We start from the raw sequence: 13,587 nt of genomic DNA on the forward strand, positions 1-13,587 counted from the left end.
GTCGCGCGCTCACATATGGTTGATTTCGTCGGGCAGCACGAAAAACGTCGGGTGCCGGTAGACTTTGTCGCCAGCCGGTTCGAAGAATTCGCCTTTGTCGGCCGGGTCCGACGCCGTGATTGCCGACGACGGCACTACCCAAATGCTCACGCCTTCCTGGCGGCGCGTGTACACGTCGCGCGCCATGCGCAGCGCGGTGGCGGCGTCGGCCGCGTGCAGGCTGCCGCAATGCTTGTGATCCAGTCCCTGCTTGCTGCGCACGAAGACTTCCCAGATCGGCCATTCCTTGCTCATGTCGATGTCTCCCGTTCAGGCCGCTTGCTTGTGCGCACGCGCCTTCTGTTTTTCGGCATAGGCGAGCGCGGCTTCGCGAACCCATGCGCCCTCGTCGTGCGCCTTCACGCGCGTGGCGAGACGCTCCTTGTTGCACGGGCCGTCGCCGTTGACGACGCGCCAGAATTCGTCCCAGTCGATCTCGCCGTAGTCGTGCGCGCCACGCGCCGCGTTCCACTTGAGGTCGGGATCGGGCAGCGTGACGCCGAGAATCTTCGCCTGCTCGACGGTGGCATCCACGAACTTCTGGCGCAGGTCGTCGTTCGAGATGCGCTTGATGCCCCACGCGAACGACTGCCCGCTGTGAATCGAATCCTTGTCGCTCGGGCCGAACATCATCAGCACGGGCCACCACCAGCGGTTCACCGCCTGCTGCACGAGGTCTTTCTGCGCTTGCGTGCCCTTCATCATGGCGAGCAGCGCGTCGAAGCCCTGCCGCTGATGGAACGACTCTTCCTTGCAGATGCGGATCATCGCGCGCGCGTACGGCCCGTACGTGCAACGGCAGAGCGGAATCTGGTTCATGATCGCCGCGCCGTCGACGAGCCAGCCGATCACGCCGACGTCGGCCCAGGTGGGCGTCGGATAGTTGAAGATGCTCGAATATTTGGCCTTGCCCGCGTGCAGCGCGGCGACGAGCTGATCGCGCGAGACGCCGAGCGTTTCGGCGGCGCTATATAGATAGAGACCGTGGCCGCCTTCGTCCTGAACCTTCGCGAGCAGAATCGCCTTGCGCTTCAGGCTCGGCGCGCGGCTGATCCAGTTGCCCTCCGGCTGCGTGCCGATGATTTCCGAATGCGCGTGCTGCGAAATCTGCCGGATGAGCGTCTTGCGGTAGGCCTCGGGCATCCAGTCCTGCGGCTCGATTTTGCCGTCGGCGTGCATGACCGCGTCGAAGCGTTGCTGCTCAGATGAGGCGTCGGCGGGCGCGTCGGACGCCGTCGGCTGGCCGGGCAGGTCGAGAGATTGGGTGTACATGGCGGACACTCGCTCTTGAGAAAGTCGCTGTGCGCCGATTATAAACCGACCGGCCGGTCGGTGAATGGCATTTTTCGGGATGGGCGGGTTTTTCCCGAGGCGATTGCGGCGAAGAGAAGGTGCGGCCGTTTTCGGGCGCATCGCTTCTGGACCAAAATCGGCCGGTCTTGTTCGCCTTGTCGGGCACTAAGGCGGTTGGCCGAAGCATCGAGGCATCGGACAAAACCGCACGGCCGTTTTGGGGCGCACCGTTTTGCTGACTCAAAAGGTCTGCGGTCCTGTTCGTCTCGCGCGCTGTCTCTCGAAGCAAGGCGGTTGGCCGATGCATCGAGGCACTACAAAAGAAGCGGCGCGGCCGTTTCCGGTCGCACCGCTTCTTTATGGCCGCATTGCTCCGGGGGCGTTACTCGACGCGTTGTCCCTCGAAGTCTTCGGCATCCACGTCATAGCCCGACGGCTCCCAGCGAACCGCCATCAGCGCGACGAGCCCAGCGAGCGGCGCGACGGCGATGATCCAGAACACCTTCGTTCCCAGCGCCGCCGACAGCACCGGAAACAAGAAGAGCGAAACCGTGGAACTTGCGCGCATCAACGTCTGATTGAAGCCGACGCCCACGCCGCGCAGCGACGTCGGATAGCTCAGCGACGCGAACGTCATGCTGTGCGAGCCCGGCCCGACGCCTTGCCCGAGCAGGAATGCGGCGAGCAACGCAATCGCGATGACGACCTGCGCGCCCGTCGCCGGTTTGCCGACCACCGCAAGCCCGACCAGCGCCACAAGCTGGAACGCGTAGCCGACGACCGTCAGCTTCCACGCGCCGAACTTCGGCACCGTGCGCACCGCGAACAGCCCGCCCGCGAACGCGAAGCAGAGATTCAGCGCGAGCGAGGCGAGAATCGTGGTGAGCATCGATTGCGCGAGGAAGCTGGAGATGATGACGGGCAGACCGAACGCGACCGCGTTGTACGCGAACGACGACGCAATCGCGATGACCGTCGCGAGCACGGTGCGCCGCAGATAGACGCCGCGCAGCAGCGCGCCGTAGTTGCTCCACGTCGCGCCGCGCGGTTTGGCCACTCTCGATGCGGCGAGCGCATCGGGATCGACGCGGGCATCCACGCCGTAGGAGCGTTTCAGGATCGCGGCCGCGCCGGTCAGATCGCCCTGATTCGCGGCCCACACGGGCGATTCGCTCATGTAGCGGCTGCGGATGACGATGATCGCGATTGCCGGCACCGCGCCAAAGCCGAGAATCAGCCGCCAGAGCCAGCCCGCGTTGTGCGCCGGGAGAACCGCGTATAGACCGAGCACGAGCAAGTACGAAATGCTGATGGCGGCATACCACGTCGGGCACCACATCGCGACGCGAGCGGCCTTGTTGCCGCGCCCTTGCAGCCGCGAGAATTCGGCGAGGAACGCCATGGCAACCGGCAAGTCGATGCCGACGCCCAGTCCCATCACGAAGCGCGCACCGCCGAGCACCCACGCGTTCGGCGCGAGCGCGCAGGCGATTGCCGCGACGACGAAGAAGAACATGTCGGCCATGAACACGCGGTAGCGGCCGATCTTGTCGGTCAGATAGCCGCCGAAGAACGCGCCGATGATCGCGCCGAAGGTGATCGCGGAGGCGACGAAACCGGTTCCGGTCGGCGTCAGCGAGAATTCGCGCGCAATGTCCTTGACGCCGAATGCGAGCGCGCCGAGATCGTACGCATCGAGAAAGATGCCGCCGAGCGCGATGGCGACGACGATGCGCGCATCGCTGCCGATGGCCGCGCCGCGATTGACGAGACTGGAGACGTCGGCGGCGCTGCGGATGACGGGGCGCGCATCGGCGGCGCCGGCCCGGGAAGGTGTTCGCTCGGGCGCGATGGAAACGGACATGATGGGCGGGAACGTAAAAAATGGTGAAGGCAGGGAATCGCCGGATCGTATCCGCGTGGCGGGCGCCGACCAAATTCTTTTTTGTTATTTAATGACTTACGGCCGGCACGGACGTCTTAGTCGGCCAGCGGACGAACGCGATGCGACAATGTCGCTCCCGTTTCCTCGCTTTCCAGCATGACCTCAGTTGAAAACATCGAATCCGTGCGCGTGGCGGTCGTCGGCGGCGGACCGGCCGGACTCATGGCCGCCGAAGCCCTCGCGGCCGGCGGCGCGAGCGTCGATGTTTTCGACGCCATGCCATCGGTCGGACGCAAGTTTCTAATGGCGGGCAAGGGCGGCATGAACCTGACGCATTCCGAGCCCGCCGACGCGTTCGTCGCCCGCTACGGCGACCGTCGCGCAAACATCGCGCCGCTGCTCGCGCGCTTCGACGCCGCCGCGCTGCGCGAGTGGGTCCACGGGCTGGGCGTGGACACCTTCGTCGGAAGCTCGGGCCGCGTCTTTCCGACCGACATGAAAGCCGCGCCGATGCTGCGTGCGTGGCTGCATCGGCTGCGCGCATCGGGCGTGCGGCTGCATATGCGGCATCGCTGGCTCGGCTGGACGGACGCGGGCGTGGGCGAATCCCGCTTCGCGACGCCTGACGGCGAGAGACGCGTCCGTCACGACGCGCTCGTGCTCGCGCTCGGCGGCGCGAGCTGGCCGCAACTCGGTTCGGACGGCCGCGCCATCGGGCATCTGGCGGCGCGTGGCGTCGACGTGCGGCCGTTCCTGCCGTCGAATTGTGGTTTCGACGTCGATTGGACGCCGCATTTTCGCGAGCGCTTTGCGGGCGAACCGCTGAAGTCGGTCGCGATTGGTCTGGAGCGGGCGGACGGCGCGGCGGATTGGCGCGTCGGAGAATGCCTGCTGACGGAGCACGGCATCGAAGGCAGTCTGATCTATGCGTTATCCGCGCAGCTTCGGGTTCGCCTGACAGGAAGCGGCGACGCGGGCACGCGCATTCTGCTCGATCTGGTGCCGCAGCTTTCCGCCGAGCGCGTGCGGGCGCAAGTGCTGCATCCGCGCGGCGCCCGGTCGCTGTCGAGCCATTTGCAAAGCCGGCTGCACCTCGCGGGCGCGAAGGCCGGTTTGCTGCGCGAATGTCTGACGAAGGACGAATTCGCCGATCTCGACACGCTCGCTGCGCGTATCAAGGCGCTGCCCGTGCGCGTGCGGCGTCCGCGGCCGATTGCGGAGGTCATCAGCAGTGCGGGCGGCGTCGCCTTTGAATCGCTCGACGAACGTTCGATGATCACCGCGCTGCCCGGCGTCTTCTGCGCGGGCGAAATGCTCGACTGGGAAGCGCCGACCGGCGGGTATCTGCTGACGGCGTGTTTCGCGAGCGGACTCGTCGCGGGCGAGGGCGCGCTTGCGTGGCTTGGCGAGCGGGGGTGATGGCGGGTGCGGCAAGCGCGGCATGATGGCAGGCGGCAGGTCGCGCCGGGCGTCGAGATGCGAGCGTTGAGCCTTTAGATGCGAGTCCAGCCGGAATTGACACGCAGCGAGCGGCAAGCGGCAGGGCGGCAGCCGAGACGCGACAGGCGGCACGCGACGAGCGAGAGGCGGCGGGCGAGAGGCGGCTGGCGACAGGCAAAACGGCTAAGGCCAAGAGCAAGAGCAAGAAACGCCCGCGAGCAAGCCCGCCGCAACGCCGAACCACAGACAAGGCATGACGCGACTCGCCTGATGCAAGATGCAAGATGCAAGAGGCGAGAGGCGAGAGGCGAGAGGCGAGAGGCGAGAGGCGAGAGGCGACGCGCGAGAGGCGACAGGCGAGAGGCGAGAGGCGAGAGGCGACGCGCGAGAGGCGACAGGCGAGAGGCGAGAGGCGAGAGGCGACGCGCGAGAGGCGAGAGGCGACAGGCGACGCGCGAGAGGCGACGCGCGAGAGGCGACAGGCGAGAGGCAACACGCGACAGGCGACAGGCGACGCGCAAGAGGCGAGAGGCGAGAGGCGAGACGCGACAGGCGACGCGCGAGAGGCGAGAGGCGACAGGCGACGCGCGAGAGGCGACGCGCGAGAGGCGACAGGCGAGAGGCAACACGCGACAGGCGACAGGCGACGCGCAAGAGGCGAGAGGCGAGAGGCAAGACGCGACAGGCGAGAGGCGACGGGCGAGAGGCGACGGGCGACACGCGACACGCGACAGGCGACCATGTGAGCCGCCATCCGCCATCCGCCATCCGCCATCCGCCATCCGCCATCCGCCATCCCGCGCCAGCCGTCACGCCACGACCAGCCTCCAAAGCGACGTCACCTCCGCTGACCGGGCGGCGTGCAGCGGGTCCGACTTGTCCATGGCGCGCGGGTGACGCGGCTTCACGTCGATGCGACCATCGACCTTCAAGCCAGCCGCGTCGACCCATTCCTGCAGTTGCGCGCGCGTGCGCAGGCCCAGATGTTCGGCGAAGTCGGACACAATCAGCCAGCCTTCGCCGCCGGGCGTCAGATGCGCGGCGAGACCGCTGAGGAAACCACGCAACATGCGGCTCTCCGGGTCGTAGATTGCATGCTCGATGGCCGCGCTCGGACGCGCCGGCAGCCACGGCGGATTGCAGACGACGAGCGGCGCGCGTCCTTCCGGAAAAAGATCGGCCTCGACGACCTGAACCTGCTTCCCGAGCCCCAACCGCGCAATATTCTCGCGGGCGCAGGCGAGGGCGCGCGGATCGAGATCCGTGGCGACGACCCGCTCGACGCCTCGCCGCGCCAGGACCGCCGCGAGGACGCCGGTGCCCGTGCCGACGTCGAAAGCGAGCGATGTCGACGGCAACGGCTGATTCGCGATCAGATCGACGTACTCTCCGCGCACCGGCGAAAAGACGCCGTAGTAAGGATGAATCCGACCGCCCGTCGCCATGATCTCGACGCCCTTCTTGCGCCATTCGTGCGCACCGATCAAGCCCAAAACCTCGCGCAACGAGACCACCGACGCTTCCTGCGGCGGCCCGTAGGCCTCCTCACACGCTTCGCGGACGTCCGGCGCGCGGCGCAGCGGAATAGCGTACTGGTCGTCGAGCGGCAGCACGAGCATGGCGAGCGTGCGGGCGCGCTGTGATTGCGCGAGACGGTGCAAGTTGAACGCATCCACGGGGGACGTCGGTTTGTCTTTGTCCGCAGCCGCTTTTTTTGCCTTGCGCGGCTTGTTGTCGATCCGGCGGGCCATCGCCTGCAATAGCTGGCGGGCGTTCTGGAAGTCGCCACGCCAAAGGATGGCCGTGCCTTCACAGGCGAGGCGGTAGGCGTGATCGGCCGTCATCTGATCGTGACCGATGACGAGGCGCTTCGGCGGTTGATTGCCGCTTTCTGAGCGCCAGCGGGCGGAGCGGCTTTCGCCGTCCTCTTCCCAATGAAGTTGCGGCGTGGCGTTTTCGGATTGCATATCGGTGCGTCAAGAAAAGGATTGGCTGCATTGTGAGGCCAATCGGCGGCAGCGGGTCGGCAATGCGCGGTTTGTTCGCGATCCGGCGGCGCGTCAGTCGTGTCGTTCGGGCACAATTTGGACTTTTTCCGAACGCCTCCGCCGAATGAAACTCACGGTTCTCGCCGCGATGTGCGCGGCCGCGCTTGCTTTTCCGCTCACCGCTGCGTCGCCGGCGTTCGCCGCCGAGACGGCAGGATCGTCCGCTAACGAGCACTGGGTGAGCGCCTGGGGCACGGCGCTTCAATCGATTCCGCAGCTGGAGAACCTGCCGCCGCTTTATCGCGCGCCGGAAGTCGGCGGGCGCACGGTCAGGCAGTTGATCTATCCGCAAATCGCCGGCAAGCAAGTACGTTTGCACATCAGCAACGTGTATGGGACGGAGCCGCTCGTCGTCGAATCGATGAGCGTTGCGCGCGCCGTCAGCGGCAGCAGTCCGGCGATTCAGGGTGGCAGCAGCCGGCCGGTGCTGTTCGAGGGGCGCAAGACGGTGACGGTGGCGCCGGGCGCACAGGCCACGAGCGATCCGGTTGCGTTCGGCGTGACGGCCGGCCAACCGCTCGCGGTCAGCATGTTCATGGGAAACAATCAAAAGCTTGCGGCATGGCATCGCGTGGCGAGCCAGGTCAACTACGTCTCGACGTCGGGCGACCGCACGGAAGACGCTTCGCCCGGCGCATTCCGGACGCGGTTCACGCAGTATGCGTGGCTGACAAATGTATCAGTGGAGAATGCCTCGGCACGGGCGGTTGTCGCGATTGGCGATTCGATCACGGACGGCATGCGTTCGACGCTGAACGCGAATCGGCGCTGGCCTGACGCGCTGGCCCGGCAGATCGCCGAGAAAAGCGGCGGTCAGGCGGCGGTCGTGAACGTGGGCATCAGCGGCAATCGGCTGCTCAGCAATTCGCCGTGCTATGGCGAGGCGCTCGTGAGCCGCTTCGACCGCGACGCGCTGCGGCAGCCGGGCGTGCGCGCGGTCATCGTGCTGATCGGCATCAACGACATCAATTTCGCGGCGATGCCCGCGCACGGCGGTCTCGACTGCGATGCGCCGCATACCGAGGTGAGCGCCGACGCGCTGCTGCGCGGCTATCAGCGGCTGATTGCGCAGGCGCACCAGCGCGGGCTCAAGATTTACGGTGCGACGCTGACCCCGGCGTCGTTGCCGCCCGAGCGCGAGGCGATTCGCACTGCGGTCAACGCGTCGATTCGCTCGAGCCGGGCGTTCGACGGCGTCATCGACTTCGATCAGGCGTTGCGCGATCCCGCCCGGCCGAGCGTCCTGCAACGGCGTTACGACAGTGGCGACCACATCCATCCGAGCGACGCGGGCTATGCCGCAATGGCGGCGACGGTGCCGGTGGATATCGTCCTCGGAACGGCAAAGTAACCGCGCGTTCAGGCGCAGCGAAAAAAAGCTGCGTCATCAACTTGTCATTGGCGTTTGCTTGGCCTAGAATTCCGCTCCTTGTCGCAAGACAAGTGTCGCCAGAGAAACAGGCGACCTCCGAAGTCCTCAGTTTTGAAAGCGAAAGCAGAAAAAGCTGTTGACAAGGAGAAAAAGATTCTTCATAATCTCGTTTCTCTGCTGCTGATGCAGCGACGCAAGACGAAGCGGTGCTGAGTGAGATGCTCAGTGCTGCGAGGCAGGAAGTCTTGGCGGATTGCTCTTTAAAAACTAACAGCCGATAAGTGTGGGCGCTTGATGGCGAGTGCGGTTGTGGTTCTTCGGAATCGCAGCATAAGCAAAAGTATCAAGAGTCTCACACGAAGTATCAGAGGAAGGTTTATCTGTCGAAAGACGGATTAATCATCGTCAGTACGTTGAGTGAGCGACCGGTTCTTAACGGAACCGAAAACAGTAACAGGCATTGAACTGAAGAGTTTGATCCTGGCTCAGATTGAACGCTGGCGGCATGCCTTACACATGCAAGTCGGACGGCAGCGCGGGCTTCGGCCTGGCGGCGAGTGGCGAACGGGTGAGTAATACATCGGAACGTGTCCTGTAGTGGGGGATAGCCCGGCGAAAGCCGGATTAATACCGCATACGATCTACGGAGGAAAGCGGGGGATCTTCGGACCTCGCGCTGTAGGGGCGGCCGATGGCAGATTAGCTAGTTGGTGGGGTAAAGGCCTACCAAGGCGACGATCTGTAGCTGGTCTGAGAGGACGACCAGCCACACTGGGACTGAGACACGGCCCAGACTCCTACGGGAGGCAGCAGTGGGGAATTTTGGACAATGGGGGCAACCCTGATCCAGCAATGCCGCGTGTGTGAAGAAGGCCTTCGGGTTGTAAAGCACTTTTGTCCGGAAAGAAAACTTCGTCCCTAATATGGATGGAGGATGACGGTACCGGAAGAATAAGCACCGGCTAACTACGTGCCAGCAGCCGCGGTAATACGTAGGGTGCGAGCGTTAATCGGAATTACTGGGCGTAAAGCGTGCGCAGGCGGTCTGTTAAGACCGATGTGAAATCCCCGGGCTTAACCTGGGAACTGCATTGGTGACTGGCAGGCTTTGAGTGTGGCAGAGGGAGGTAGAATTCCACGTGTAGCAGTGAAATGCGTAGAGATGTGGAGGAATACCGATGGCGAAGGCAGCCTCCTGGGCCAACACTGACGCTCATGCACGAAAGCGTGGGGAGCAAACAGGATTAGATACCCTGGTAGTCCACGCCCTAAACGATGTCAACTAGTTGTTGGGGATTCATTTCCTTAGTAACGTAGCTAACGCGTGAAGTTGACCGCCTGGGGAGTACGGTCGCAAGATTAAAACTCAAAGGAATTGACGGGGACCCGCACAAGCGGTGGATGATGTGGATTAATTCGATGCAACGCGAAAAACCTTACCTACCCTTGACATGGTCGGAAGTCTGCTGAGAGGTGGACGTGCTCGAAAGAGAACCGGCGCACAGGTGCTGCATGGCTGTCGTCAGCTCGTGTCGTGAGATGTTGGGTTAAGTCCCGCAACGAGCGCAACCCTTGTCCTTAGTTGCTACGCAAGAGCACTCTAAGGAGACTGCCGGTGACAAACCGGAGGAAGGTGGGGATGACGTCAAGTCCTCATGGCCCTTATGGGTAGGGCTTCACACGTCATACAATGGTCGGAACAGAGGGTTGCCAAGCCGCGAGGTGGAGCCAATCCCAGAAAACCGATCGTAGTCCGGATCGCAGTCTGCAACTCGACTGCGTGAAGCTGGAATCGCTAGTAATCGCGGATCAGCATGCCGCGGTGAATACGTTCCCGGGTCTTGTACACACCGCCCGTCACACCATGGGAGTGGGTTTCACCAGAAGTAGGTAGCCTAACCGCAAGGAGGGCGCTTACCACGGTGGGATTCATGACTGGGGTGAAGTCGTAACAAGGTAGCCGTATCGGAAGGTGCGGCTGGATCACCTCCTTTCTCGAGCTTCGCACACCAAGTTAAGCGCTCACGCTTATCGGCTGTGGTTTAGAAACAGGCTAAGGGTCTGTAGCTCAGTCGGTTAGAGCACCGTCTTGATAAGGCGGGGGTCGTTGGTTCGAATCCAACCAGACCCACCACCCTAACAAGTGCTGACCGAGCTCATACTCAAGTCAGGCATACGGGGGATTAGCTCAGCTGGGAGAGCACCTGCTTTGCAAGCAGGGGGTCGTCGGTTCGATCCCGTCATCCTCCACCAATCTTCAATGCCTAGCGTTCACGAGCAGTGAATGTTAAGCATTGGCGATTGTAGCCAGTTGATGTCGAAGGCAACGAAGTACGCTTATCGGCTAAACGTTCTTTAACAATCAGGAAGAAGTAGTAAAGAGATTATCTGAAAGCACTTAGAGATGGGTGCGAGTAGGGTAGTCAGGGTAGTGATTGTATCAAGTATGAAAAGTGATCTTAATGATGACTTGGAATACGGCACAACGCGAATACTCAGCCTATGACAGAGGTGTCGCGAGACACACTCGTTATAGGGTCAAGCGAACAAGTGCATGTGGTGGATGCCTTGGCGATCACAGGCGATGAAGGACGCGGTAGCCTGCGAAAAGCTTCGGGGAGCTGGCAAACGAGCATTGATCCGAAGATGTCCGAATGGGGAAACCCGGCCCGTATGGGTCATCCTAGACTGAATACATAGGTCTAGCGAAGCGAACGCGGTGAACTGAAACATCTAAGTAACCGCAGGAAAAGAAATCAACCGAGATTCCCAAAGTAGTGGCGAGCGAAATGGGAAGAGCCTGTACTCTTTATTTGTATTGTTAGCTGAACGCTCTGGAAAGTGCGGCCATAGCAGGTGATAGCCCTGTAAGCGAAAACAGTATGAAAGAACTAGGGGTACGACAAGTAGGGCGGGACACGTGAAATCCTGTCTGAAGATGGGGGGACCATCCTCCAAGGCTAAATACTCGTGATCGACCGATAGTGAACCAGTACCGTGAGGGAAAGGCGAAAAGAACCCCGGGAGGGGAGTGAAATAGATCCTGAAACCGCATGCATACAAACAGTCGGAGCCTCGCAAGGGGTGACGGCGTACCTTTTGTATAATGGGTCAGCGACTTACGTTCAGTAGCGAGCTTAACTGATTAAGGCAGGCGTAGCGAAAGCGAGTCCGAATAGGGCGATCAGTTGCTGGGCGTAGACCCGAAACCAAGTGATCTATCCATGGCCAGGTTGAAGGTGCGGTAACACGTACTGGAGGACCGAACCCACTAACGTTGAAAAGTTAGGGGATGAGCTGTGGATAGGGGTGAAAGGCTAAACAAACTTGGAAATAGCTGGTTCTCTCCGAAAACTATTTAGGTAGTGCCTCGTGTATCACCTTCGGGGGTAGAGCACTGTCATGGTTGTGGGGTCCATTGCGGATTACTACGCCATAGCAAACTCCGAATACCGAAGAGTGCAATCACGGGAGACAGACATCGGGTGCTAACGTCCGGTGTCAAGAGGGAAACAACCCAGACCGCCAGCTAAGGTCCCAAAGATTGGCTAAGTGGGAAACGAAGTGGGAAGGCTAAAACAGTCAGGAGGTTGGCTTAGAAGCAGCCACCCTTTAAAGAAAGCGTAATAGCTCACTGATCGAGTCGTCCTGCGCGGAAGATGTAACGGGGCTCAAGCCAGTCACCGAAGCTGCGGATGCGTGTTTTACACGCATGGTAGGAGAGCGTTCCGTAAGCCTGCGAAGGTGCGTTGAAAAGCGTGCTGGAGGTATCGGAAGTGCGAATGCTGACATGAGTAGCGATAAAGGGGGTGAAAAGCCCCCTCGCCGTAAGCCCAAGGTTTCCTACGCAACGTTCATCGGCGTAGGGTGAGTCGGCCCCTAAGGCGAGGCAGAAATGCGTAGCTGATGGGAAGCAGGTCAATATTCCTGCACCATTGTTAGATGCGATGGGGGGACGGATCGCGGAAGGTTGTCCGGGTGTTGGACGTCCCGGTCGCTGCATTGGAGAAGGTGCTTAGGCAAATCCGGGCACGCAATTCAAGGGTGTGGCGCGAGTGACTTCGGTCACGAAGCAATTGGAAGTGGTTCCAAGAAAAGCCTCTAAGCTTCAGTCTAACGATGACCGTACCGCAAACCGACACAGGTGGGCGAGATGAGTATTCTAAGGCGCTTGAGAGAACTCGGGAGAAGGAACTCGGCAAATTGGTACCGTAACTTCGGGATAAGGTACGCCTCTGTAGCTTGACTGGCCTGCGCCAGAAGGGTGACGAGGTTGCAATAAACTGGTGGCTGCGACTGTTTAATAAAAACACAGCACTCTGCAAACACGAAAGTGGACGTATAGGGTGTGACGCCTGCCCGGTGCCGGAAGATTAAATGATGGGGTGCAAGCTCTTGATTGAAGTCCCGGTAAACGGCGGCCGTAACTATAACGGTCCTAAGGTAGCGAAATTCCTTGTCGGGTAAGTTCCGACCTGCACGAATGGCGTAACGATGGCCACACTGTCTCCTCCCGAGACTCAGCGAAGTTGAAGTGTTTGTGATGATGCAATCTCCCCGCGGCTAGACGGAAAGACCCCATGAACCTTTACTGTAGCTTTGCATTGGACTTTGAACCGATCTGTGTAGGATAGGTGGGAGGCTATGAAACCGGAACGCCAGTTTCGGTGGAGCCGTCCTTGAAATACCACCCTGGTTTGTTTGAGGTTCTAACCTTGGTCCGTGATCCGGATCGGGGACAGTGCATGGTAGGCAGTTTGACTGGGGCGGTCTCCTCCCAAAGCGTAACGGAGGAGTACGAAGGTACGCTAGGTACGGTCGGAAATCGTGCTGATAGTGCAATGGCATAAGCGTGCTTAACTGCGAGACCGACAAGTCGAGCAGGTGCGAAAGCAGGTCATAGTGATCCGGTGGTTCTGTATGGAAGGGCCATCGCTCAACGGATAAAAGGTACTCTGGGGATAACAGGCTGATACCGCCCAAGAGTTCATATCGACGGCGGTGTTTGGCACCTCGATGTCGGCTCATCTCATCCTGGGGCTGTAGCCGGTCCCAAGGGTATGGCTGTTCGCCATTTAAAGAGGTACGTGAGCTGGGTTTAAAACGTCGTGAGACAGTTTGGTCCCTATCTGCCGTGGGCGTTGGATATTTGAAGGGGGCTGCTCCTAGTACGAGAGGACCGGAGTGGACGAACCTCTGGTGTACCGGTTGTCACGCCAGTGGCATCGCCGGGTAGCTATGTTCGGAAGAGATAACCGCTGAAAGCATCTAAGCGGGAAACTCGCCTTAAGATGAGATATCCCCGGGGCTTCGAGCCCCTTGAAGGGTCGTTCCAGACCAGGACGTTGATAGGTCAGGTGTGTAAGTGCAGTAATGCATTGAGCTAACTGATACTAATTGCCCGTAAGGCTTGATCCTATAACCAGTGTGTTTTGTCGGTCAAAGTTAGCGCTTCAGCGCTTACTTGGACCCCACCCTCGAAGAGGGTGCCACTGGTCGAGTAACAGCGT

At 61.1% G+C, this 13,587-nt stretch carries 6 protein-coding genes, 2 tRNA genes and 2 rRNA genes; 6 read left to right on the forward strand and 4 right to left on the reverse strand.

What is annotated here, in order from left to right:
• Positions 1 to 9 precede the first annotated feature (9 nt).
• From paaB to P9239_RS19565, 3 genes are all read right to left on the reverse strand, one after another.
• On the reverse strand, positions 10 to 294 hold the full coding sequence (paaB, locus tag P9239_RS19555) for a 1,2-phenylacetyl-CoA epoxidase subunit PaaB (RefSeq protein WP_309753831.1): 285 nt from the start codon (positions 292 to 294) through the stop codon (positions 10 to 12).
• Between the two features lie 15 nt (positions 295 to 309).
• The gene (gene paaA / locus P9239_RS19560; RefSeq protein ID WP_309753833.1) at positions 310 to 1,311 is read right to left on the reverse strand and encodes a 1,2-phenylacetyl-CoA epoxidase subunit PaaA; all 1,002 of its coding nucleotides are present in this window, start codon (positions 1,309 to 1,311) and stop codon (positions 310 to 312) included.
• Positions 1,312 to 1,714: 403 nt separating this feature from the next.
• The gene (locus tag P9239_RS19565) at positions 1,715 to 3,196 is read right to left on the reverse strand and encodes an MFS transporter (protein ID WP_309753836.1); all 1,482 of its coding nucleotides are present in this window, start codon (positions 3,194 to 3,196) and stop codon (positions 1,715 to 1,717) included.
• Between the two features lie 177 nt (positions 3,197 to 3,373).
• On the opposite strand from P9239_RS19565, the gene P9239_RS19570 reads away from it, so the two are divergent.
• Complete coding sequence (locus P9239_RS19570; protein WP_309753837.1) at positions 3,374 to 4,636, forward strand: TIGR03862 family flavoprotein; 1,263 nt, start codon at positions 3,374 to 3,376, stop codon at positions 4,634 to 4,636.
• 830 nt (positions 4,637 to 5,466) lie between these two features.
• Here the strand turns inward: P9239_RS19570 and P9239_RS19575 are convergent.
• The gene (locus P9239_RS19575; RefSeq protein WP_309753840.1) at positions 5,467 to 6,624 is read right to left on the reverse strand and encodes a class I SAM-dependent methyltransferase; all 1,158 of its coding nucleotides are present in this window, start codon (positions 6,622 to 6,624) and stop codon (positions 5,467 to 5,469) included.
• Between the two features lie 145 nt (positions 6,625 to 6,769).
• On the opposite strand from P9239_RS19575, the gene P9239_RS19580 reads away from it, so the two are divergent.
• The 5 genes from P9239_RS19580 (at position 6,770) to P9239_RS19600 (ending at position 13,495) form a co-directional block, all read left to right on the forward strand.
• Positions 6,770 to 8,056 (forward strand): SGNH/GDSL hydrolase family protein, encoded by a 1,287-nt coding sequence (locus P9239_RS19580; protein ID WP_309753842.1) that lies wholly within the window; start codon positions 6,770 to 6,772, stop codon positions 8,054 to 8,056.
• A 483-nt stretch (positions 8,057 to 8,539) separates the two neighbouring features.
• Positions 8,540 to 10,071, forward strand: a 16S ribosomal RNA gene (locus P9239_RS19585).
• Positions 10,072 to 10,134: 63 nt separating this feature from the next.
• Positions 10,135 to 10,211: transfer RNA gene (locus P9239_RS19590), tRNA-Ile, on the forward strand.
• A gap of 43 nt (positions 10,212 to 10,254) precedes the next feature.
• Positions 10,255 to 10,330, forward strand: a tRNA-Ala gene (locus P9239_RS19595).
• A 283-nt stretch (positions 10,331 to 10,613) separates the two neighbouring features.
• Positions 10,614 to 13,495, forward strand: a 23S ribosomal RNA gene (locus P9239_RS19600).
• The 16S and 23S rRNA genes sit together here with 2 tRNA genes alongside, the layout of an rRNA operon.
• The last annotated feature ends 92 nt before the right edge of the window (positions 13,496 to 13,587 follow it).

The organism is Caballeronia sp. LZ062 (assembly GCF_031450785.1).
Taxonomy (GTDB): Bacteria; Pseudomonadota; Gammaproteobacteria; order Burkholderiales; family Burkholderiaceae; genus Caballeronia.